The organism is Nitrospirillum amazonense (assembly GCF_029594735.1).
Taxonomy (GTDB): Bacteria; Pseudomonadota; Alphaproteobacteria; order Azospirillales; family Azospirillaceae; genus Nitrospirillum; species Nitrospirillum amazonense.
In genome coordinates this window covers 1,098,433-1,120,123 of the sequence record NZ_JARPAF010000002.1, presented here as the reverse complement: position 1 = coordinate 1,120,123, position 21,691 = coordinate 1,098,433, and the positions used below count along the sequence as shown (strand labels likewise).

Annotated in this window: 23 protein-coding genes; 14 read left to right on the top strand and 9 right to left on the bottom strand. The window is 69.6% G+C overall.

The features are described from left to right. Window position 1 precedes the first annotated feature (1 nt). Together P5F91_RS11290 and P5F91_RS11285 are read left to right on the top strand one after the other, a co-directional pair. Window positions 2-1,162, top strand: a complete 1,161-nt coding sequence (locus P5F91_RS11290) for a succinylglutamate desuccinylase/aspartoacylase family protein (protein ID WP_145613794.1) — start codon at window positions 2-4, stop codon at window positions 1,160-1,162. Window positions 1,163-1,307: 145 nt separating this feature from the next. Next, window positions 1,308-2,471, top strand: a complete 1,164-nt coding sequence (locus P5F91_RS11285) for a bactofilin family protein (protein WP_186455030.1) — start codon at window positions 1,308-1,310, stop codon at window positions 2,469-2,471. Here the strand turns inward: P5F91_RS11285 and P5F91_RS11280 are convergent. Continuing rightward, window positions 2,465-2,938 carry an Rrf2 family transcriptional regulator gene (locus tag P5F91_RS11280; RefSeq protein ID WP_145613796.1) on the bottom strand — a complete coding sequence of 158 codons (474 nt, stop codon included), beginning with the start codon at window positions 2,936-2,938 and terminating at the stop codon, window positions 2,465-2,467. The genes P5F91_RS11285 and P5F91_RS11280 overlap by 7 nt on opposite strands. 139 nt (window positions 2,939-3,077) lie before the next feature. Between P5F91_RS11280 and P5F91_RS11275 the strand changes: the two genes are divergently transcribed. Then, entirely contained in the window at window positions 3,078-3,965 is an 888-nt protein-coding gene (locus P5F91_RS11275; protein ID WP_145613797.1) for an NAD(P)/FAD-dependent oxidoreductase, read from the top strand. A 70-nt stretch (window positions 3,966-4,035) separates the two neighbouring features. Here P5F91_RS11275 and P5F91_RS11270 read toward each other — a convergent pair whose 3' ends face one another. Both P5F91_RS11270 and P5F91_RS11265 read right to left on the bottom strand, forming a co-directional pair. Continuing rightward, window positions 4,036-4,995 carry a pseudouridine-5'-phosphate glycosidase gene (locus P5F91_RS11270; protein WP_145613798.1) on the bottom strand — a complete coding sequence of 320 codons (960 nt, stop codon included), beginning with the start codon at window positions 4,993-4,995 and terminating at the stop codon, window positions 4,036-4,038. 221 nt (window positions 4,996-5,216) lie between these two features. Then, window positions 5,217-5,990, bottom strand: a complete 774-nt coding sequence (locus tag P5F91_RS11265) for a 5'-methylthioadenosine/adenosylhomocysteine nucleosidase (RefSeq protein WP_186455031.1) — start codon at window positions 5,988-5,990, stop codon at window positions 5,217-5,219. An 83-nt stretch (window positions 5,991-6,073) separates the two neighbouring features. Here P5F91_RS11265 and P5F91_RS11260 point away from each other — a divergent pair, with 83 nt between their 5' ends. After that, window positions 6,074-8,551 (top strand): ligase-associated DNA damage response DEXH box helicase, encoded by a 2,478-nt coding sequence (locus tag P5F91_RS11260; protein WP_277907213.1) that lies wholly within the window; start codon window positions 6,074-6,076, stop codon window positions 8,549-8,551. Between the two features lie 65 nt (window positions 8,552-8,616). Here the strand turns inward: P5F91_RS11260 and P5F91_RS11255 are convergent, their stop codons facing one another. Continuing rightward, a complete protein-coding gene (locus P5F91_RS11255; RefSeq protein ID WP_425465746.1) occupies window positions 8,617-8,967 on the bottom strand; it encodes a carboxymuconolactone decarboxylase family protein in 351 nt (116 codons plus the stop codon). Window positions 8,968-9,126: 159 nt separating this feature from the next. Between P5F91_RS11255 and P5F91_RS11250 the strand changes: the two genes are divergently transcribed. From P5F91_RS11250 to P5F91_RS11230, 5 genes are all read left to right on the top strand, one after another. After that, a complete protein-coding gene (locus tag P5F91_RS11250; RefSeq protein ID WP_277907212.1) occupies window positions 9,127-10,071 on the top strand; it encodes an AraC family transcriptional regulator in 945 nt (314 codons plus the stop codon). Between the two features lie 21 nt (window positions 10,072-10,092). Further along, window positions 10,093-10,827 (top strand): ligase-associated DNA damage response endonuclease PdeM, encoded by a 735-nt coding sequence (pdeM, locus tag P5F91_RS11245; RefSeq protein ID WP_145613802.1) that lies wholly within the window; start codon window positions 10,093-10,095, stop codon window positions 10,825-10,827. A gap of 422 nt (window positions 10,828-11,249) precedes the next feature. Further along, the gene (locus P5F91_RS11240; RefSeq protein WP_277907211.1) at window positions 11,250-12,704 is read left to right on the top strand and encodes a cryptochrome/photolyase family protein; all 1,455 of its coding nucleotides are present in this window, start codon (window positions 11,250-11,252) and stop codon (window positions 12,702-12,704) included. A 79-nt stretch (window positions 12,705-12,783) separates the two neighbouring features. Continuing rightward, window positions 12,784-14,121: an NAD(P)/FAD-dependent oxidoreductase gene (locus P5F91_RS11235; protein WP_277907210.1), complete on the top strand. Its 1,338-nt coding sequence runs from the start codon at window positions 12,784-12,786 to the stop codon at window positions 14,119-14,121. Window positions 14,122-14,234: 113 nt separating this feature from the next. Beyond that, window positions 14,235-14,723: a P-loop nucleotide/nucleoside kinase family protein gene (locus P5F91_RS11230; protein WP_145613805.1), complete on the top strand. Its 489-nt coding sequence runs from the start codon at window positions 14,235-14,237 to the stop codon at window positions 14,721-14,723. A gap of 2 nt (window positions 14,724-14,725) precedes the next feature. Here P5F91_RS11230 and P5F91_RS11225 read toward each other — a convergent pair whose 3' ends face one another. Both P5F91_RS11225 and P5F91_RS11220 read right to left on the bottom strand, forming a co-directional pair. Continuing rightward, on the bottom strand, window positions 14,726-15,493 hold the full coding sequence (locus P5F91_RS11225) for an alpha/beta fold hydrolase (protein WP_145613806.1): 768 nt from the start codon (window positions 15,491-15,493) through the stop codon (window positions 14,726-14,728). 71 nt (window positions 15,494-15,564) lie between these two features. Further along, on the bottom strand, window positions 15,565-16,077 hold the full coding sequence (locus P5F91_RS11220) for a GNAT family N-acetyltransferase (RefSeq protein WP_145613807.1): 513 nt from the start codon (window positions 16,075-16,077) through the stop codon (window positions 15,565-15,567). 319 nt (window positions 16,078-16,396) lie between these two features. Here P5F91_RS11220 and P5F91_RS11215 point away from each other — a divergent pair, with 319 nt between their 5' ends. The 3 genes from P5F91_RS11215 to P5F91_RS11205 all read left to right on the top strand — a co-directional run bounded on the left by P5F91_RS11215 (window position 16,397) and on the right by P5F91_RS11205 (window position 17,901). Beyond that, complete coding sequence (locus P5F91_RS11215; RefSeq protein WP_246134635.1) at window positions 16,397-17,203, top strand: N-formylglutamate amidohydrolase; 807 nt, start codon at window positions 16,397-16,399, stop codon at window positions 17,201-17,203. 30 nt (window positions 17,204-17,233) lie between these two features. Further along, window positions 17,234-17,542: a DUF1244 domain-containing protein gene (locus tag P5F91_RS11210; protein WP_145613809.1), complete on the top strand. Its 309-nt coding sequence runs from the start codon at window positions 17,234-17,236 to the stop codon at window positions 17,540-17,542. A 95-nt stretch (window positions 17,543-17,637) separates the two neighbouring features. After that, window positions 17,638-17,901 (top strand): DUF2312 domain-containing protein, encoded by a 264-nt coding sequence (locus P5F91_RS11205; RefSeq protein ID WP_145613810.1) that lies wholly within the window; start codon window positions 17,638-17,640, stop codon window positions 17,899-17,901. 73 nt (window positions 17,902-17,974) lie between these two features. On the opposite strand, the gene P5F91_RS11200 is transcribed toward P5F91_RS11205, so the two are convergent. From P5F91_RS11200 to P5F91_RS11190, 3 genes are read right to left on the bottom strand one after another with little or no spacing between them, the layout of a single operon-like run. After that, window positions 17,975-18,322, bottom strand: a complete 348-nt coding sequence (locus P5F91_RS11200) for a type II toxin-antitoxin system PemK/MazF family toxin (RefSeq protein ID WP_145613811.1) — start codon at window positions 18,320-18,322, stop codon at window positions 17,975-17,977. Then, entirely contained in the window at window positions 18,319-18,561 is a 243-nt protein-coding gene (locus P5F91_RS11195) for an AbrB/MazE/SpoVT family DNA-binding domain-containing protein (protein WP_145613812.1), read from the bottom strand. Before P5F91_RS11195 ends, P5F91_RS11200 begins: the two co-directional genes overlap by 4 nt. Before the next feature lie 55 nt (window positions 18,562-18,616). Further along, on the bottom strand, window positions 18,617-19,450 hold the full coding sequence (locus P5F91_RS11190; protein ID WP_145613813.1) for a DODA-type extradiol aromatic ring-opening family dioxygenase: 834 nt from the start codon (window positions 19,448-19,450) through the stop codon (window positions 18,617-18,619). 125 nt (window positions 19,451-19,575) lie between these two features. Here P5F91_RS11190 and P5F91_RS11185 point away from each other — a divergent pair, with 125 nt between their 5' ends. Beyond that, window positions 19,576-20,550 (top strand): LysR family transcriptional regulator, encoded by a 975-nt coding sequence (locus tag P5F91_RS11185; protein WP_186455032.1) that lies wholly within the window; start codon window positions 19,576-19,578, stop codon window positions 20,548-20,550. 77 nt (window positions 20,551-20,627) lie between these two features. Then, window positions 20,628-21,662 (top strand): aromatic ring-hydroxylating oxygenase subunit alpha, encoded by a 1,035-nt coding sequence (locus tag P5F91_RS11180; protein ID WP_211107255.1) that lies wholly within the window; start codon window positions 20,628-20,630, stop codon window positions 21,660-21,662. The last annotated feature ends 29 nt before the right edge of the window (window positions 21,663-21,691 follow it).

Genomic DNA, 21,691 nt, shown 5'->3' with positions numbered 1-21,691 from the left:
AATGCCGCTGACCACCGAAGAGATCATCCTGGACCATGGTTTCCCGGGCACCCACCGGGCCGTGACCGTCCATCGCTTCGGCCCGGCAGACACCGACGCGGCCCCCCGCCCCAAGGCGTACATTCAGGCGGCCCTGCACGCCGACGAGATCCCCGGGCTGCTGGTGGCGCAGCACCTGCTGGCTCGGCTGAAGGCCGCCGACGCGGAAGGCCGCGTGCGGGGCGACATCATCCTGGTGCCCTACGCCAACCCCATCGGCCTGTCGCAAGCCGTGCTGGGCACGGCCATCGGCCGCTTCGCGCTGAGCAGCGGCGTCAACTTCAACCGCGATTTCCCCGATCTGGCCGCCCCGGTTGCCGACCAGGTGCTGGGCCGTCTGGGGTCTGACGCCGCCGCCAACGTGGCCCTGGTCCGCCGTGCCGCCCTGGCCGCCATCGCCGCCTGGGAAACGGCGACCGAGGCCGACAGCCTGCGCAAGACCTTGATGGGCCTGGCCATCGACGCCGACCTGGTGCTGGACCTGCATTGCGACAGCGAAGCCCTGGTCCACGCCTACACCGGCACCGAATCCTGGCCCGACGCCGCCGACGTGATGGCGGAGTTGGGCTGCCGCGCCGTTTTTCTGGCGCTGGAGTCGGGCGGCAATCCGTTCGACGAGGCCTGTTCCGGCCTGTGGTGGCGCCTGCGCAACCGCCTGACCGCCGGCCTGTCCGGCACGGTGCCCCCCCTGCCCGCCGCCTGCCTGGCCGCCACCATCGAGCTGCGCGGCCGCCGTGACGTGGATGACGCCCTGGCCGCCGCCGACGCGGCCGCGCTGGTGCGCGTGCTGACCCGGCGCGGCCTGCTGGCGGGTGACATAGGGGCCCCGCCCGCCCCCGCCTGCCAGGCGACGCCGCTGGCCGGGGTGGACCGCGTGCGGGCCCCCGTGGCCGGGGTGGTGCTCTACACTGTGGCGCTGGGCGACACCGTCACCGTGGGCCAGACGGTGGCGGAGGTGGTGGACCCCGTCACCGGCGCCCGCCACGCCGCCCGCGCCCGCACCCCGGGAATCGTCTGGGCAAGGGCGGAACAGCGCTACACCGCCGCCGGCGCCATCATCACCAGCATCGCCGGCGACCGCCCCCTGGCGGAAGAGGGCAGCGGGCTGTTGACCGCGCGATGACCTCGTCTGCGGTCCCCTTCCTGATAATGGCCCCCTTCCCCTTCACGCGGGCGGCCCTTGCCCCTGAACGCGCTTCCAAGGGAAACTGTTGCCGGGAGAAGACCCGCCGCGGGCGCGGCGGCCGATGAGTCAACGCGGGGATATCATGGTGCGGGGATTTCGGGCGGCGCTGGCCGCTTTCATGTTGGCTGGGCTGACGGCGGTACTGCCGGCGCCGGCCGACGCCGCCTGGTACACAGGGCGCAATGTCACGGTCGACCAAGCGGCCGATGATACGGTCATCGCCTTGGGGCGCAACGTCCAGCTGGATAGCACGGTGGCCGGCAGCGCCATCCTGATCAGCTCCACCGCCACGGTCAGCGGCACGGTGGCCGACAGCCTGATCGTGATGTCGGGCAGCACCACCCTGACGGGCCAGGTGGGCGGCGACGTCGTGCTGGTGGCCGGCAACATCGACATGCAGAAGGGTTCCGTCGTGTCCGGCGACGCCACCCTGCTGGGGGGCGAGGTCACGCTGAACGGCACGGTGGCCGGCGATGTGGCCGTCAAGGGCGGTGAGCTGACCGTGGCCGGCACCATCATGGGCGACGTCGATGCCACCTCCGGCAAGCTGATCCTGCAGCCCGGCGCCCACATCATGGGCGACGTCACCTTCAGCGGCGGCCACGCGCTGGAGCTGCCGGCCGGCGCCCATATCGAAGGCAAGGTGCAGTACAAGGGCGACGGTATGGAACGCCACCGCCACCGGGACCGGGATGAAGACGCCGACGCGGATGGCGGCAACGACACCCGCGGCCACCACCACAGCGGCTGGCACATCTGGATGCCCTGGTTCGGCGGCATCGGCATGATCAGCTTCGCCGTCGGCATGCTGCTGGTGGGCGCCGTGCTTTACATCCTGTTCCCCGGCGCCGTCACCAACGTGGCCGCCGGGATCGCAGGCGATCCCGGCCCGGCGGCGGTGAAGGGCCTGGTGCTGCTGGTCCTGGTGCCGCTGTTCAGCCTGTTCTGCCTGATCACCATCATCGGCATCCCCGTGGCCCTGGTGCTGGGCTTCGCCTACGTCCTGGCCCTGATGGTGGCGATGCCGCTGGCCGGCTTCGCCTTGGCCGACATGGTGACCCAACGGCGCGGCCCGCCGGTCAGCCCGGGGGACCGCATCCGCCGCTATGCCCTGGTGGTGTTGATCCTGGCCGTGCTGCAGCTGATCCCCTTCGTGGGCGGGCTGGTGAAGTTCGGCCTGCTGATGATGGGCCTGGGTGGCCTGGTCAGCCACCTGCGCCGCCGTGGGCCGGTGGCGGCTTACTGAACCGCCACCGCATTAGGGCATTGATGCGGGCGGCCGTGGTCCATCCCAGCCCGCAGCGCCTGTCCCTCCGCCAGGATGTCGGACAGGCGCACCTGGCCCAGCGCTGCCTCCAGCGCCGCGCTGGCTTGGTCCATGGCACCGGTGATGGCCTGGTTGGCCAAATGCTCCACCGGGCACGCCGCGTGGTCGTCGCTGGGGCCGATGGTGAAGACCGACGCCGTCTCCAGCGCCTGGTGCACATCCAACAGGGTGAGCTCCTCCAAGCGCCGCGTCAGGCGCCAACCGCCGCGGGGCCCCTTTTCCGAGGTGACGTAGCCCCGGTCGCGCAGGCCCGCCATGGTCCGGCGCACCACCACGGGGTTGGTGTTCAGCATGCGCGCAATGGTTTCGGACGTGGCCACCCCATCGTGAAAGGCCATGTGGACCAGGACATGCGCCATGCGCGCCAATCGCGAATCCCTGCTCACAGCCCCTAACCTTTCCTGGTGGCGGCCCAGCCTAGCGGCCCCTGCCATCATTCGCAACTGTCACGGTGGCGTGTTCCTTGACAGGCTGAATCAAATCGTAATAGTCGAAGTTACGTTTGATTCAGATGGAGCCTCCCCCATGCGTTACGATGTCCTCATCATTGGCGGCAGCTTCGCCGGCCTGTCGGCGGCCTTGCAGCTGGGCCGCGCCCGCCGCCGCGTGCTGGTGATCGATGCCGGCCAGCGCCGCAACCGCTTCGCCACCGCGTCCCACGGTTTCCTGGGCCAGGACGGCGTGCCCCCCGGCCAGATCATCGCCACGGCGCGTGAACAGCTGGCGCGCTATGCCACGGTGGAGATCCGCGATGGCGCGGCCCTCGGCGTGACGGGGGACGAACAGGGTTTCGTGGTGGGGACCGACGGCGGCCCCGTCGCCGGCCGGCGCCTGATCCTGGCAGGTGGCGTCACCGACACCCTGCCCGAGGTGCCGGGCCTGGCGGAGCGTTGGGGCAAACACGTCTTCCACTGCCCCTACTGCCATGGCTATGAGCTGAACCAGGGCCCCATTGGCGTGCTGGCAACGGGGCCCATGTCCCTGCACCACGCCCAGATGCTGACTGACTGGGGCCCCACCACCCTGTTCCTGAATGGCGCCTTCGAGCCCGACGCCGACCAGTTGGCCGACCTCGCGCGTCGCGGCGTGACGGTGGAACGCACGCCCGTGGCCGGCTTCTTCGGTGAGGCCGCCGACATCCGGCTGGCCGACGGACGCACCGTCCCCTTGGCCGGCGTCTTCACCCTGGCCCAGACCCGCCTCACCGGCCCGCTAGCCGCCGAATTGGGCGTGGACGTCGAGGAGGGGCCGCTGGGCCAGTGCATCCAGGTGGACGCCATGCAACAGACCAGCGTCGCCGGCGTCTTCGCCTGCGGCGACGCGGCCCGCCTGGCGGGCTCGGTGGCCCTGGCAGTGGCCAGCGGCACCATGGCCGGCGTGGCCACCCATCGCTCGCTGATCTTCACAGCGTAACGTTTTGGACCGCCTCTCCGGACGGGGCGGGCGGCGAACCGAGGAGCGGCGGGCGGATGCGCCGCTATCCTCAGTACAGCGCCCGCTTGCCGGGCGGGCGGCGCGGCAACGTCGTTTCCCGGCGCAGGGTGGCGTAGGCGACGGCGATCTGCGCGGCCACGCCGGCGTTGTTCAGCAGCAGGGCGCGGTTGGCCACCAGGCTGGCGCCTTCGGTCAGCTGCTCCAGGCGGGACAGCAGGAAGGGCGTCAGCTCCTTGCCGCGCACGCCCTGCCCCCCGGCCTCCGCCACCGCCAAGCGGATGGCCTGCTCGATGGCCTCGGCATCCAGGGCCGCCTCTTCCGGGATGGGCACGGCGATGATGGCGCCGCCGCTGAGGCCCAGCTGCCATTTGGCGCGCAGGATGCGGGCAACATCGTCCGCCGAATCACAGCGGCTGTCGACCGGCAGGTTGCACTGGGCGGTGTAGAAGGCGGGGAAGTTGTCGGTGCCGTAGCCGACCACCGGCACGCCCCGCGTCTCCAGGTACTCCAGGGTTTTGGGCAGGTCCAGGATGGCCTTGGCGCCGGCGCAGACCACGGCCACGTCGGTGCGGGCCAGCTCCTCCAGATCGGCGGAGATGTCCAAGGTCGTCTCCGCCCCCCGGTGCACGCCGCCGATGCCGCCGGTGGCGAAGACGGAAATGCCGGCCAGGCGCGCGGCGATCATGGTCGCGGCCACGGTGGTGGCGCCGTCGCCGCCGGCCGCCAGCACCAGCGGCAGGTCGCGCCGGCTCACCTTGCGAATGTCGCCGGCGGCCAGGCGCTCAAAATCCTCCGCCTCCAGGCCGATGCGGATGCGGCCGTCCAGGATGGCGATGGTGGCGGGAACGGCGCCGTGGGCCCGCACCGTCGCCTCCATGGCCTTGGCGGCCTCGATATTGGCGGGGTAGGGCAGCCCGTGGCTGATCACCGTGGATTCCAGGGCCACGACGGCGCGCCCGGCCTTGATGGCGGCCGCGATCTCCCCCTTGATCACGCAATAGTCCAGCATGCCCGCCCCCTTTGTCGATGCCCTCAAGCGCCGGGCGCGGCCATCCGGCCGCTTGGCTTCCTCAGTTTCCAGTCCGCTACGCTCCCCGGAAACTTCCGGCGGATGCAGTCGCATCCTAGCAGCGGCAGGCGAAAAGTCTCATGCCGCCGCAGGTGCCTTGATGCCCTCAAGCGCCGGGCGCGGCCATCCGGCCGCTTGGCTTCCTCAGTAGCATGAGCGCGTTACAGTACCGCCGCCAGGCGTCGGATCAATTCGGCGGCACCGGCCGCCGCCGCCTGGCAGAAGGCGGGGAAATCCATGTGGCTGTCGGCCCCGGCCAGGTCGCTGAGGCTGCGCACCACCAGGTAGGGCACGCCCCAGCGTGTCGCCACCTGCGCCACCGACGCGCCCTCCATCTCCACCGCCTGGGCCGCGAAGGTGCGGAACAGCCGGTCGCGCGAGGTCTCGCAGTTCAGGAACTGGTCGCCCGTCAGCACGGTTCCGAAATGGATGCCGGGCACCCGCGCCTCCCCGCCCGTGGCCTCCGCCGACAGGGCGGGCAGCGTCAGGCCGTCCAGGGCCGCACGGGCCTTGGCCTCGAGACCCTTGTCCAGCTCATAGCCGTGCGCCTCGTCGAAGCCCGGCAGGGGCGGCACCCCCGGCTGGTAGACCTTCAGCTCGCCATGCGCCAGGGCGCCGTAGTCATGCTGCACCAGGCGGGTCGCCACCACCACGTCGCCGATGGCCAGGGCTGGGTCCACGCCGCCGGCCACGCCGGAGAACAGCAGGGCGCGGGCGCCGAACACCTGCAGCAGCAGGGTGGAGACGACGGCGGCGTTGACCTTGCCGATTCCCGCCTCCACCAGCACCACCTGGCGGCCGTCCATGCTGCCCCGCTGGAAGGTGAAGCCGGCGATGACGCGCGTCTCCTCGGCCTGGAAATGCGCGCCGAAATGGGCGATTTCCTCCGGGATGGCGCAAATCAGCCCCAGCGGGCCGTCCTTCTGCTCGGTCATGTCGGACTTGATCCCCTTATTCGCACAGGAGGCCGGCAGCATCCTCTTGGGCGCCGGGCCTGAACCTCATATATCCTGAGGACATGCCGCCTGTCGCGCTCTTCCCTGAACCAGAGTTGTTGCCTGCCAACATCGCGGGCTGGTTCGCCCATCGCGGCTGGACCCCGCACGCCCATCAGCTGGAGATGCTGCGTGCCGCCCAGCGGGGGGACCATACCCTGCTGATCGCCCCCACCGGCGGCGGCAAGACGCTGGCGGGATTCCTGCCCAGCCTGATCGACCTGTCGGAACGCCCGCGCGAGGGGCTGCACACACTCTACATCTCCCCCCTCAAGGCGCTGGCGGTGGATATCGCCCGCAACCTGGAACAGCCGGTGGCGGAGCTGCGCCTGCCCATCCGGGTGGAAACGCGTACCGGCGACACGCCGGAGGCCAAACGCCGCCGCCAGCGCGCCCACCCGCCGCAGATCCTGATGACCACGGTGGAAAGCCTGGCGCTGCTGCTGTCGTATCCGGAGGCGGCGACGCTGTTCGGCACCCTGCGCACCGTCATCGTGGATGAGCTGCACGCGCTGGCCGGCAGTAAGCGCGGCGACCTACTGTCGCTGCACCTGGCGCGGCTGGCCAGCCTGGCGCCGGGCGCCCGCCGCGTCGGCCTATCGGCCACGGTGGCCCACCCCCAGGCCCTGGCCGACTATCTGGCCCTGCCCAACCACCCGCTAGCCCCCTCAACGCCCGTGAAAATCGTGCGCGGCGCGCCGGGCGCCCCAGCGGAGGTGGGCATCCTGCTGACCATGGAGATCCCCTGGGGTGGGCATATGGCGCTGCAGACCATGCCGGACGTGTATGAGCAGGTGAAGGCCTGCGGCACCACCCTGATCTTCGTCAACACCCGCGCCCAGGCCGAGCTGGTGTTCCAGGAACTGTGGCGGGTGAACGCCGACGCCCTGCCCATCGCCCTGCACCACGGCAGCCTATCGACCGAGCAGCGCCGCAAGGTCGAGGCGGCCATGGCACGAGGCGCCCTGCGCGCCGTGGTCGCCACCAGTTCGCTGGACCTGGGCATCGACTGGGCCGCCGTGGACCTGGTGGTGCAGATCGGCGCGCCCAAGGGCGTCAGCCGACTGCTGCAGCGCATCGGCCGCGCCAACCACCGCATCGACCTGACCTCCCGCGCCCTGCTCGTTCCCGCCAACCGGTTCGAGGTGCTGGAGTGCAAAGCCGCCATCGACGCCGTTCACGCCGGCACCCTGGACGGCGACCCGCCACGCCCCGGCGGGCTGGAGGTGCTGGCCCAGCACGTGGTGGGCACCGCCTGCGCCGGGCCCTTCGACGCCGACCACCTGTTCGCCGAGGTCACCAGCTGCGCGCCTTATGCCCATCTGACTCGGGAGCGGTTCGAGCAGGTGATGGATTTCGTCGCCACCGGCGGCTATGCCCTGCGCGCCTATGAACGCTTCCAGCGCCTGCGCCGGCGCGAGGATGGGCTGTGGCAGCTGGCCAACTATCAGGTGGCGCGGCAATACCGCCTGAACGTCGGCACCATCGTGGAAGAGCCGACGGTCAAGGTGCGGATGTCCAATGGCGGGTCCATCGGCGATGTGGAGGAATATTTCATCCAGGGCCTGGTGCCGGGCGATACCTTCATCTTCGGCGGCCAGCTGCTGCGTTTCGTCGGCATGCGCGACAACGCCGCCATCGTGGTCAAGGGCGGCCAGGGCCAGCCCAAGGTGCCGGTCTATGCCGGCGGCCGCCTGCCGCTGACCACCCACCTGGCCGACAGGGTGCGCGCCATGCTGGCCGACCCCAGCCAATGGCGCGACCTGCCGGCGGAGGTGGCGGAGTGGCTGCGCATCCAGCGTTATGTCTCAGCATTGCCCGACCGCACCGGCCTGCTGGTGGAAACCTTCCCGCGCGGCGGCAAGGAGTTCCTGGTGGCCTACACCTTCGAGGGCCGCAACGCCCACCAGACCCTGGGCATGCTGCTGACGCGCCGCATGGAAAGGCTAGGCCTGCACCCGCTGGGCTTCGTCGCCACCGACTATGTGCTGGCCATCTGGTCGCTGAGCACCGCCACCGACATGGACGCTCTGTTCGCCGAGGACATGCTGGGCGACGACCTGGAGGAATGGATGGACGAGTCCAGCATGCTGCGCCGGACCTTCCAGACCGTGGCCACCATCGCCGGCACCCTGGAGCGCCGCCATCCCGGGGAGGAAAAGACCAAGCGCCAGATGACGGTCAGCGCCGACCTGATCTACGACGTGCTGCGCCGCCACGACCCCGGCCACCTGCTGCTGCAGGCCACCCGGGCCGAGGCCGCCGCCGGCCTGACCGACGTGCGCCGCCTGGCCGACATGCTGGCCCGCGTGAAGGGGCACATCCGTCACATGGCGCTGGACCGTATCTCGCCCCTGGCGGTGCCGGTGCTGCTGGAGATCGGCCGTGTCATGGTGGGCGGCCGGGCGGACGAGGTGCTGTTGCAGGAGGCGGCCGAAGAGCTGGCGGCGGAAGCGCTGCCTAAATCCATGCGCCAGGGCCAGGGCCTGTTGCCGTTTTGAAGCTCCAGACGCCAAAACGGCGCGGGATCGCTCCCGCGCCGTCTGGAAAAGCGCCGCCGCCTGCGTCAGCCCGCGTTGGACGGATGGGTGTCGTAGGCGTCCATGACGCGGGTGGTGTAGACCAGTGCGGCACCAGCGCCGATGGCTACCGCCACACCCAGGGCCTCGGCGATTTCCTCCTTGGTGGCACCATTCTTGATGGCGGCGTCGGTATGGACGGTGATACAGCCGTCGCACTTGACGCTCACGGCCACGGCCAGCGCGATCAGCTCGCGGGTCTTGGCGTCCAGGTGGTTGGTGTGCTGGCCGGCGCCGCTGATGGTGACGTAGCCCTTCACCGTGTCGGGGCTGAGCTTGGCATAGGCACCGACGCCGGCGCCAATCTGCTGACGATACTGGTTCCAATCGAGCATCATGATCTGCTTCCTTTCATCCGCGGGGCGCTGTCGGGTGAGGCGCCGTCCGGTGTGCGTTTCGATGAGTGAAAGGTAGCCCCGAGCCGCACGCCGCTGAATGCCCGGGCGGATCAAGGTCATGACCGGCAGGATCAACGTTGGCTGGGTGAAGCAAAGTCGATGGACGACGATCGCAACGATGTGCTGAGCACGCTGGCCCCCCTGATCCAGGTGCGCCCGCAGGTAGAGCAGCACTGCCTGTTCGGCCCCGGCTGGTCGGCCCCGCACGGGCGGGAAGCCTTCGGTCTGGCGCCCTTCCACATCGTCACGGCGGGCAAGGCCCAGGTGCTGCTGCCCGACCTGGACCGGACCCTGGACATGAGCGATGGCGATGTCCTGTTGTTGCCCCACGGCGCGCGGCACACGGTGCGCACCGCCGGCGCGCCGGCCGACGCCACAACAAGACTGGAACGTCACGACAACGGCGTGGTGGAGGTGCGGCGGACCAGCGACCTGTCCGGCGGGGCGTCTCCGGCCCCGGCCCTGGACCTGATCTGCGGGCGATTCGCCTTTGAACGGGTGGCCGACAACCCGCTGCTGGCCCTGTTGCCGGAAGCGGTGCGCCTGCGCGGTGGCGGACCGCGCCTGGCCCGGCTGGTGGAAACCATCCGGGACGAGGTGGCCGCCCCACGCCCCGGCGCCCGTGCCATCGCCACCGACCTGGCCCGCGCGCTGTTCACCATGATCTTGCGCGGACATCTGGAGGATCACGGTGAGGGCATGGAGGTGGCGGGATTGCTGGCTCGACCGGCGACGGCCCGCGTGGTGGCCGCCCTGGTGGGGGATCCCGCTCGGCCTTGGACCCTGGATGACTTGGCGGACCAGGCCCATTTGTCCCGCGCCAGCCTGGTGCGCGCCTTCCGTGCCGCCGGTGCCCCCGCCCCCCTGGCCTTCCTGGCCCAGGTGCGCATGACGCTGGCCGTGCGCCACCTGGTGGCCGAGGGGCTGTCGCTGGCTGAAACGGCGGCCCGCGTGGGCTATGAATCGGAAAGCGCGTTCAGCCGCGCCTTCAAACGCCACTACAATGCCGCCCCCGGGGATTACCGGGACGCAGCGCGGGCCTGACCAGTTGGGGACCTTTTACGCATGAACGCCCGTTTCGGCACCGGCAGCACCGGCGACCAGACCAGCCTGACCTTGAATGGCGCCGTGGTGCTGGCCGACGCTAGCGGTGCCCTGTTCTGGCCGGACCGGGGCTTGCTGGTGGTGGCCGACCTGCACCTGGAAAAGGGCACGGCCTTCGCCGGCCGCGGCACCCTGTTGCCCCCCTATGACACCGCCGCAACGCTAGCCCGGCTGGAGGCGGTCTGCCGCCGCTTGGCGCCGCGGCGCGTGCTGTGCCTGGGTGACAGCTTTCACGACCGGCGCGCGGGCGCCCGCGTCTCGGCCGACGACGGGCGGCGCCTGGCGGCGCTGATCCAGGCCCATGAGTGGCTGTGGGTGGTGGGCAACCACGACCCGGCCCCGCCGCCGGACTGGGGCGGTCAAGTGGTGGACGACTGGGTGGAAGGGCCCCTGGTGTTCCGGCACGAGGCCCAGGATGTCACGGCGGCCGGTGAAATCTCAGGCCATTACCATCCCAAGGCCAGCGTCCCCACCCGGGCGCGGCGGGTGGGAGGACGTTGCTTCGTCACCGACGGCCACCGCCTGGTGCTGCCAGCCTTCGGCGCCTACACCGGCGGGCTGGACGTGCGCGAGGCGGCGTTGCGCCGCCTGTTTCCCGGTGCCTTCAGCATCGTGCTGCTGCACCGGGATCGCGGCTACGCCTTCCATTCGACCCATATCCTGGGAGCCGACCTGGCGGATACCGGCACATATTGACGGGGCCCCAAAAAGGAAACGGGCGGCCCGGGGATGGGGGGACCCGGGCCGCCCTTAGGTCGTCCGCTGAACGCGCTTTGGGGGGTGCGCAGCCAGGCCGGGATGGGGGAACCGGTACACTGGATCATCGAGCGGACACTGTTTCAAATAGGATCCCTTCTGGGAAAAACAAGCACGCCAATACATCAGTATAGGGTGGGGAATAGATTTCGCCGGGGGTGATCCACCGGATGGACGGGTACGTATCTTACGTCATATGCGGTTCGTCCTGCGGCGTTCCGTCCAACATCCTGTCAAAACCCGCGCCAGCCCCACGGCTGTCCCCGAATGCCGCCTTTTTTCTTGCCCGCTATTGTAGCGCTCACACCACGCCGGGCCGCCGGCGCATGCCTGTCATCTGCAGAAATGCTAGGGTTCGCCTGATGTCCGCCGTCCCGAAGTCGCCCGTCATCGTCTGGTTCCGTCAGGATCTGCGCCTGGCCGACAACCCCGCGCTGGGCCATGCCGCCCAATCCGGCAGGCCGGTGGTCCCGGCCTACATCCTGGACGACCACACCCCGGGACCGTGGGCGCCGGGGGGCGCCTCGCGCTGGTGGCTGCACCACAGCCTGGCGGCCCTGTCCGGGGCGCTGGCCGGCCTGGGCTGCCCCCTCATCCTGCGACGGGGCCGGCCGGACGTGGCGCTGCGCGCCCTGGTACGCGAGACGGGGGCGGAGGCCGTGGTGTGGAACCGCTGCTATGAGCCGCACGCCATCGCCCGCGACAGCATGCTGAAGGCCGACCTGAAGGCCGAGGGCATCGCCGTCGACAGCTTCAATGCCGCTCTGCTGGCGGAACCGTGGACGGTGAAGACCGGCACGGGCGGCCCCTACAAGGTGTTCACCCCGTTCTGGAAGGCTGTGCGGGAGGGATTGGACCCGGGGCAGCCCGAGCCCGCGCCCCGGCATCTGACCACCCTGCCCACGCCACCGGACAGCGACCGGCTGGCAGACTGGGGCCTACTTCCGACCAAGCCGGACTGGGCGGGGGGCCTGCGCGACAGCTGGACACCCGGCGAGGCGGGCGCGCAACAGCGTCTGGCGGATTTCCTGGCCCGCGCCGTGGCACGCTACCCGGAGGGACGCGACTACCCGGCGCAGCCGCTGACGTCCCGCCTGTCCCCCCATCTGCACCACGGGGAGATTTCCCCCCGCCAGATCTGGGCAGCGGCCCAGGCCCAGGCCAAGACCCAGGGTAATGACGGCGTGGACTCGTTCTTGCGCGAACTGGGGTGGCGCGAGTTCTGCCACCATCTGCTCTACCACTTCCCCTTCCTGCCTGAGCGTCCCTTGAATCCGAAGTTCGAGGCCTTCACCTGGGATGACAACGCCGGCCATCTGGCGGCGTGGCAACGCGGCCTCACGGGCTACCCCATCGTCGACGCCGGGATGCGCGAACTGTGGGCCACCGGCTGGATGCACAACCGGGTGCGCATGGTGGTCGGGTCCTTTCTGGTGAAGCACCTGCTGCTGCCCTGGACGGCCGGCCAGGCCTGGTTCTGGGACACGCTGGTGGACGCGGACCTGGCCAACAACGCCGCCGGCTGGCAATGGATCGCCGGCTGCGGCGCCGACGCCGCCCCCTATTTCCGCGTGTTCAACCCGGTGCTGCAGGGGGAGAAGTTCGACGCCACGGGAGACTATGTGCGCCGCTGGGTGCCCGAGCTGGCGGGCCTGCCCGACCACGTGCTGCACCAGCCCTGGACCGCCGATCCCATCACCCTGCGGGCGGCGGGCGTGCGCCTCGGCCACGACTATCCCTACCCCGTGGTGGAGCACAAGGCGGCGCGGCAGCGGGCGCTGGACGCCTTCGCGGCGATCAGGGACGACAACGATTGACCTCTGGGGTTAAATGCCGATGCGAGATCAGATGGATGACCAGGGACCCGCGAACGACGCGGGCAGCGGGAGCGCGGGTATGAAGATCGCCGTCATCGGCGCCGGCATCACGGGCATGAGCTGCGCCTGGCTGTTGGCGCGGCAGGGCCATGACGTGACCCTGTTCGAGCAGAACAGCTATCTGGGCGGCCACTCCAACACGGTGGACGTGCCCGGCCGCGGCGCCCATCCCATGCCTGTGGACACCGGCTTCATCGTCTACAATGCCGCGACATATCCAAACCTCGTGGCCTTGTTCGAGCATCTGGACGTGCCCACCCAGGCGTCCGATATGTCCTTCGCCGTCACCCTGGACCGGGGCAAGCTGGAATATTCCGGCACGAACCTGGCCGGCATGTTCGCGCAAAAGCGCAACCTGCTGTCGCCCACCTATCACCTGATGCTGCGCGACATCCTGCGCTTCTACAAGACGGCCCCGGCGCTGCTGGACCAGCCCTCGGCCGCCGCCATGACGCTGGGCGAATACCTGGTGGCACAACGCTATGGCCATCGCTTCATCTACGACCACCTGCTGCCCATGGGTGCCGCCATCTGGTCCTCCACCATCGGGGAGATGCTGTCCTTCCCGGTGCAAAGCTTCGTGCGCTTCTTCTGCAACCACGGCCTGCTGAAGCTGAAGGAACGGCCGCAGTGGCGCACGGTCACGGGCGGCAGCCGCGCCTATGTCACCCGCCTGACCCGGTCGCTGGAAGGCCGGCTGCACACCGGCCGGGCCATCGTCGCCCTGCGGCGTTCCGGCACCGCCGTGCACATCCAGGATTCCCAGGGGTGGAGCGGCAGCTATGACCACGTCGTGCTGGCAACCCACGCCGACCAGGCCCTGGCCATGCTGCTGGATCCGTCGGAGGAGGAGCGGCGCATCCTGGGCGCCTTCCGCTACCAGATGAACCGGGCAGTGCTGCACCGCGACCCGCTGCTGATGCCACGGCGCGCCAAGGCCTGGTCCAGCTGGAACTACAGCGCCCATTCCACCCGGGACCGCGACGCCAAGGTGTCCGTCACCTATTGGATGAATTTGCTGCAGGGGCTGGACAAGCGCGTGCCCCTGTTCGTCACCCTGAACCCCATCACCGAACCGCGTCCGTCGCTGAAGGTGCGGGAGTTCATCTACGACCACCCGCTGTTCGACCTGGCCGCCGTGACGGCGCAGCAGGAACTGGGCCTGATCCAGGGGATCCGCCGCACCTGGTTCTGCGGCGCCTATTGCGGCTATGGCTTTCATGAGGACGGCCTGTCCGCCGGCCTCGCCGTGGCGGAGTCGCTGGGCGCCCAGCGGCCGTGGCAAGTGACCGACGCCTCTCCCGCCGGGCGCAACGCCCGCCCGCGGGGCAGTGCCCGCCTGGCGGCGGCGGGATAAGGCGGATGGTCCTGGTCCGCACGCGCATGAAGCGAATTACCACCCCGGCCTGATCCTCAGGCCGGGCCGTTGGCGTTCGCCCCATCCTTCGCGGTTCCCAAGGACATCATCCCATGACATCCCCCACCCCCATGCTGCACCTGGTGTGCGGCAAGATCGCCGCCGGCAAGTCCACGCTCACCGCGGCCCTGGCGGCGGCGCCCGGCACCATCCTGCTGAGCGAGGACCACTGGCTGGCACGCTTGTATCCAGAGGAACTGGCCAGCGTCGCCGACTACATCCGGCTCAGCGCCCGCTTGCGTCAGGTCGTGGGCCCGCACACCGTGGCCTTGCTGCGGGCCGGGCTGTCGGTGGTGCTGGACTTCCCCGCCAACACGCCCGGCTTGCGCCTATGGATGCGCGGCCTGTTCGATGAGGCGGGCGCCGCCCACACCTTGCATTACCTGGAGGTGCCCGATGAGGTCTGCCGCCAGCGCCTGCGCGCCCGCAACGCCGCTGGCGGCCACGACTTCGCCGCCACCGACGCGGAGTTCGACGCCATCACCCGCTACTTCGTCCCACCAGATGAGGCGGAAGGGTTCATGATTGTACGCTACCCGTAAACTCAGCCCGCCAGGAAATCTGCGATGGCCCGGCCCAGGTCGGGCTTGGTCACGGCGCTCATATGGTCGCCGGGGATTTCGACGTAGCGGGCGTTGGGCAGGGCCGCGACCAAGTCGGACGCGGAGCCGTTGTCCTGGTCCTGGGCGCCGGCGGTGACGAGGATGGGCAGGTCCAGGCCGGCCAGCACGCCCGGCGGGGTGTCGACGAAGGTCTCTAGGATGTTCAGCAGGGCGACGGGGTCGCCACCGACCGTCTTCAGGAAGGCCTCCGCCATCCATTCCGGCGTGCCGCGCTCGAAGGTGCCCAGGTTGGTCAGGATGCGGCGGAAATGCTCCCCCCGGCCGGCGGTGTGGGTCAGGCCGGCCAGGCCCATGCCGGCGCAGATGGCCCGGGCCGGGGTGGCGCCGCGCGCCAGCATGCGCATGGTGGTGCGCCCGCCCAGGGAATAGCCGCCCAGGTCATAGTCGGTCAGGCCCAGATGCTCCACCAGCGCCAGACCGTCGTCGGCCAGCACGTCAGGCGGGTAGGCCGAGATCTCATGCGGCTTGGCGCTGTCACCGTGGGCCCGCAGGTCCGGCATGATGACACGGTAGCCGCGCTCCGCGATGCGGGCGGCGTGACCGTATTTCAGCCAGTTGACCGTGGCGGTGGAGAAATAGCCATGGATCAGCACCAGCGGCCGGCCTTGACCCAGTTCGCGGTAGGCCAGGCGCTGGCCATCGCGGCCGAAGAAATGCTGAACAGTGATGTCGGAGGGGGCCACGGGCATGCATCCGGCGTTGGAGGAACCTTGCCCCCAAGCTATCGCCAGGTCACGGGATTGGAAAAGTCTTCCGCCGCCTAACGGCCGAGCGCCTTGCGCATGCCCCACGCGGCCAGCTGGGTGCCGCAGCCCATGGTCATCAGCCGGGGGCCTTGGCGCTGATAGCCCATGGCTTCATAAAACCCCACTGCGTTCATGGATGAGGTGAGGCAGAGGGCGCCGGCGCCCCGGTCGCGCGCCAGGGTTTCGATCTCTTCCAGCAGGCGGCGGCCGGTGCCCTTGGCGGCCACGGGATCGACATAGACGGCCCGCACCTCGGCGCTGTAGAGCGCGGAGAAGCCGACCACGCGGCCCGCCTGCTCCGCCACCAGCACGTGCTCCCCCCACTCCGTCATGGCGGCGCGGTAGTCTGCGGCATCACGGCCGCCCAGAAGGGCGATGAGTTGTTCTGGCGAGTAATGTCCGGCGCAGAAAGCATGGACGGAGCGGATATGGACCTGCCGAATGGCCTCGGCGTCGTCGGCCTCCCCAGCCCGGATCACCGGCGTCGGGGCATCAAGGGGGGGTGTGCGTATGCTCGACCGGTACATGCCGCCCAATTCTATCCTCGCCCAAGGGCTTCGGCAGCGCCCGTCCAGCACCTGGAACAGTCGCGGTCATTTCAAAGGAAACGTGCGCCACCCGGGTCCCCAACGCGGGAAAGCTGCACGTCGATGAAGTATGCACGGGGAAGACGCCGAAAGCGATGTCTCGCATGCACCCATTGCTATTTTCCCGGTAATTCGGGCGGCTTGCAAGCCGGCCATTCATCGTTTCGACATCAGCGGTGCAGGAATGCCCGGCGGGGCCTTCCATCCCCGACTGGGCCAGCTATCCTGCCAAGGCATATTCCCTGCGATAGGCCGCCCCTTGGACACGCTTGCCTCTCCCACCGCCTTGCTCGCCCCTGACGAGCCATCCGCCGTCACGGTGGTGAATCCCCAAGGGCCCGCCCCCGTGGTGCTGCTGTGCGAACATGCCGCACGCCGCGTGCCCGCCCGCCTGGGCACCCTGGGCGTTCCAGCCGCCGACATGGAGCGGCACATCGCCTGGGACATCGGGGCGGAGGCGGTGACTCGCGCGCTGGCCCGGCGGCTGGACGCGCCGGCGGTCATCGCTGGATATTCCCGCCTGGTGGTGGATTTGAACCGCCCGCTGGACAGCGCCACGCTGATGCCGGCGGTCAGCGACGGCACCCCCATCCTGGCCAACCAGGCCCTGACCGATGCCGACCGCCAGGCGCGGCTGGACGCCCTGTTCCACCCCTACCACGCCGCCGTCGCGACGTGCGTCGATGCCAAGCGCGCGGCGGGCCAGGTCCCGGCCATCATCTCCGTCCACAGCTTCACGCCGGTCATGAACGGCTTCCAGCGCCCCTGGCACCTGGGCGTGCTGTGGGACCAGGACGGCCGCCTGCCCCTGCCCTTGTTGGACCTGCTGCGGGCCCTGCCAGGCGTGGTGGTGGGCGACAATGTTCCCTACTCAGGGCGCGACGGCCACGGCTATACCCTGAAGACCCATTCCACCCGCCCGGGCCTGCCCGGCGTGCTGATCGAAATCCGGCAGGATCTGATCGGCGACGCAGAGGGGGTAGAGCACTGGTCCGCCCTGCTGGCGCAAGCCCTTGGACAGCTGATCGGCCGCCCCGATATACACCACGTGCTGGCCGGCACTTGAACCGGCCGTCCCCCTTCACAAGGATATTCCATGGTTCCCGAGATCGACGACGCCACCCGGGTGGAGCTTGAGGCCGCCGCCTTCCGCCGGCTGGTGGCGCATTTGCGTGAGCGCACCGACGTCCAGAACATCGACCTGATGAACCTGGCCGGATTCTGCCGCAACTGCCTGTCCAAATGGTACCGCGCCGCCGCCGAGGAAAAGGGCGTGGCCCTGGACTATGAGGCCGCGCGCGAGATCGTCTACGGCATGCCTTACGAGGACTTCAAACGCCTGCACCAGCGCGAGGCCTCGGCGGAGCAGAAGGCGGCGTTCGAGCAGAGCAAGCCGAAGGACTGAGCGGCCCCTGCCGGCCCTTGCCCACGCGCACCGGCGCGGGTAAGGTCGCGCCCTCACCATTCAGACCACCCACTTAGAACGAAGAGGCATTCCCCATGTCGGACGCCCCTGTTGCGACGGATGTTGGCGGCATCGCCGGCGACCGCCTGCGCTCCATCATCGAGCGTATCGAACGCCTGGAAGAAGACAAGAAGGGCATCGCGGACGACATCAAGGACATCTACGCCGAAGCCAAGGGCACGGGGTTCGATACCAAGATCCTCCGCCAGATCATCCGCCTGCGGAAGATGGAGAAGAACGACCGGCAGGAGCAGGACGCCCTGCTGGAGCTCTACAAGGCCGCGCTGGGCATGGAGTGAGCTGCGGGGCTCGCGAGAGCCTTGCCGCCGTCAGGATCAAGGCCGGGCCGCCACGGGCGCCCGGCCTTTTTCTTCAGCCCTCGAGCCCGATCAGAGCCCCCAACTTCGCCCTCAAGTCCACCAGCACATCCAACGGAACCGCAGCCCCGATGGGCCGGATGAGCCGGGCCAAAGTATCTATACTGCGTACGTGGCTGGTCAGTATTTCGCCCGTGATCGGCAGCCCCTCCGGCAGCACCACGCTGGTTCCGAAGGGGCGAACCTTGCTGGTGATGGGACAGACGATGGCGAAGCGGCTGGCGTCCCAGAACACCGCCGGCGATATCACCACGGCCGGTCGGCGGCCGCCCTGTTCCCGCCCCAACCTGGGATCAAAATCCGTCCAGATGAGATCTCCGGCCTCAGGCCGGTATTCAGTCACTCGATCACCTCGCGGCCGACATCGTCGCCCCAGTCGAAGGCGGTCCCCATAGCGTCGGGAGTCATGCCCACCAGTAGATCAGCCAGCTGGTAACGCGGACGGGTCGGCGAGATGACGATTCGGCCATGCTCGGCCACCACCTCCACGCGGTCGCCTTCGGTCAGACCCACTTCAGCAGCGATATCCTTGGGAACCCGCAGGCCCAGGCTGTTGCCCCACCGTGAAATCTGAACCTGCATGACAGCCTCCTGGCTTCTTCCAGGCCAAAGGATATCCGCCGGATATACAAACTTGTCAATCGAACCGGTAGGCGTCCATGGCCAGGGCGCCCAGCTGCACGCTGGCGTGCAGGCGGCGGCCGGGCTGGCCGGGGCTGGAGGCGCCCACGGCGGCGAACAGGGGCAGCAGGTGCTCGTCGCGCGGGTGGTTCTGGCGGGCGAAGGGCGCGCGGGCGCGGTAGTCGTCCAGGGCCGCGACGTCGGCGCCGCTGACCTTGTCATGGATCCAGGATTGGAAGGCGGCGGCCCAGGGCGCCACCTCATCCGTGCCCTCCCACGCCAGGTCACGCAGATTGTGGGTCAGCGAGCCCGAGGCGATGATCAGCACCCCCTGGTCGCGTAGCGGCCGCAGCGCCTCGCCCAAGCGGCGGTGGTGGGCGGGTCCCAGATGCGGCTGAATGGACAGCTGGGCGACCGGAATGTCGGCCTCCGGGAACATCAGGATCAAGGGGACCCAGGCGCCGTGGTCCAGGCCGCGCGCTTCCCCGCCCGTGACCGTGATACCGGCGGTGGCGAGGGCCGCCAGGGCCGCCCGCGCCACCTCGGGCGCGCCGGGGGCGGGGTAGCGCATCTCGAACAGGGCGCGGGGAAAGCCGCCGAAATCGTGGATGGTCTCCGGCTGGTCAGCCAGGGAAGCCGTCGGTGCCACCGTCTCCCAATGCGCCGAAAGCACCAGGATGGCGCGGGGGACACCCGCCGCCCGGATGTCGCGCCCCAGGGTCTGCAGGAAGCGCCGCGCGTCACTGTCCTGCAACGCCAGCATGGGGGAGCCGTGGGAGATGAAATAGACCGGCTGGCGCTTCACCGCGGCGGCGGCGGGAACGGACGGGAGGGCGGCGGTGGACGACATGGGTGAAGCCTTGGATTCGGAAGGGTGACCCTTCCAACATGGCCCCATCGACACCATTTGCCAAATCACTGGTTATCAACATCACCATTCACCATAGTGATGGTCAGTTGCGAAGGGGGCCATCCATGGACATCAGCCAGATCGACCTGAACCTGCTGCACGTCTTCGACGCGCTGTACCGGGAACGGCAGGTGACGCGGGCCGGCCGGGCGCTGGGCCTGTCGCAGTCCGCCGTCAGCAACGCGCTGGCCCGCCTGCGCCAGCACATGGGCGACGACCTGTTCGTGCGCACCCCCACCGGCATGGTGCCCACCGCCGTGGCCGACACCATGGCCCGCCCGCTGCAAGGCGCCCTGGACCAGGTACGGGCCGCCCTGGCCGCCCGCCAGCCCTTCCTGCCGTGCGAGGCGCGGGACGCGATCACCGTGGGCCTGTCCGACCACGCCGAGTTCGTGCTGGGCCCGCCCCTGGTCTCAGCCCTGCGGGCAGAGGCGCCGGGCCTGTCCCTGGTGCTGCGCCACGCGGACAAGGACAACGCCCTGCCCGGGCTGGAATCGGGCCTGCTGGACCTGGCGCTGGGCATGTTGCCCAACCCGCCCGCCCACATGACGCGGCAGATGCTGGTGCGCGACGGCCTGGCGGTGCTGATGCGTCCGGGTCACCCAGCCCTGGATTCCCCCTGGACCCTGGAGACCTACCTCGCCTATCCCCACCTGCTGGTCTCGGCCACCGCGTCCAAGGTGGGGGCGGTGGACCGCATGCTGGAAACGGTGGGCCGGCAGCGCACCCTGGCGGTGGTGGCGTCCCACCTGCTGGCGGCCGCCCCCATGCTGCGCGACAGCGACCTGGTCTGCACCATGCCGGCACGCGTGGCCCACCCGCTGGCCGACTCCTTCGGCCTGGCGGTGCTGCCCCCGCCTGCGGACATGCCGGTGGGTGACAAGCCAGCGGGCGGCATGCGCCTGTCCATGGTCTGGCACCGCCGCCTGGACAGCCATCCGGCCCACGCCTGGCTGCGCCGCCGGGTGGCGGAGGTCGCCCGGTCCCTGCCTCCCGTCCCCGGGGTCGCGGGCGGCGGGGGCGACACCGCCGCCGCTTGACCTGCCTCATTGGCCGCCAATCGGCGGCGATGTAAAGTGCGGCCCCTGATTCTTCCCCCTGACCTGGTGACGACGCCTTGGCCGAGCCGAACTTTTTCCTGAACGACATCTGGTACTACGCCATGCCCGGCCGCACCCTGGCCGTGGGTGCCATGCGGGCGCAGACCCTGCTGGGCCAGCCGGTACTGTTCGGCCGCACCAAGGAGGGCGCCGTCTTCGCCCTGCGCGACATCTGCCCCCACCGCGGCATTCCGCTGTCCTGCGGCCGGTTCGACGGCAAGGAGGTGGAGTGCTGCTACCACGGCTGGCGCTTCGACCGGGAAGGCAAGTGCACCGACATCCCCTCACTGGTGGAGGGGCAGGAGTTCGACCTGAACCGCATCCGCGTGCGCAACTATCCGGTGCGGGAGATCAGCGGCAACGTCTGGATCTGGATGGGCGCCGGTGAGCCCGACCAGGAACCGCCCCAGCCGCCGGGCCTGCCCGCCGACAAGCAGCCGGACATGGTCATGTCCATGGACTTCCCCTGCCACCTGGACCACGCGGTGGTGGGCCTGATGGACCCGGCCCACGGCCCCTTCGTCCACCAGTCCTGGTTCTGGCGCTCCACCAAGTCCATCCACGCCAAGGAGAAGGCCTTCGGCCCCGGCCCCTACGGCTTCGTCATGAAGAAGCACCGGCCGTCCAGCAACTCGCGCGCCTACACCATCCTGGGCGGCGTGCCGGAGACGGAGATTTCCTTCCGCCTGCCCGGCATCCGGACGGAGACCATCTCCACCGGCAAGCACACCGTCTGGAACCTGACGGCGGTGACGCCGGTGGATGAGGGCAACACCCGCATCACCAACCTGTTCTACTGGACCCTGCCCTGGGCCAACCTGCTGAAGCCGGTGCTGCGCCCCATCGCGGAGCGTTTCCTGGGCCAGGACCGCGACGTGGTGGTGATGCAGCAGCAGGGCCTGCGCCACGACCCGACCCTGATGCTGATCAAGGACGCCGACACCCAGGCGCGTTGGTATTACCAGCTGAAGAATGAGTTCCGCCGCGCCCGGGAGGAGAAGCGCCCCTTCGAAAATCCCGTGCGCGACACCGTCCTGCGCTGGCGCAGCTGAGGGGTCGATCCGCTATAGTCATGTCCGAC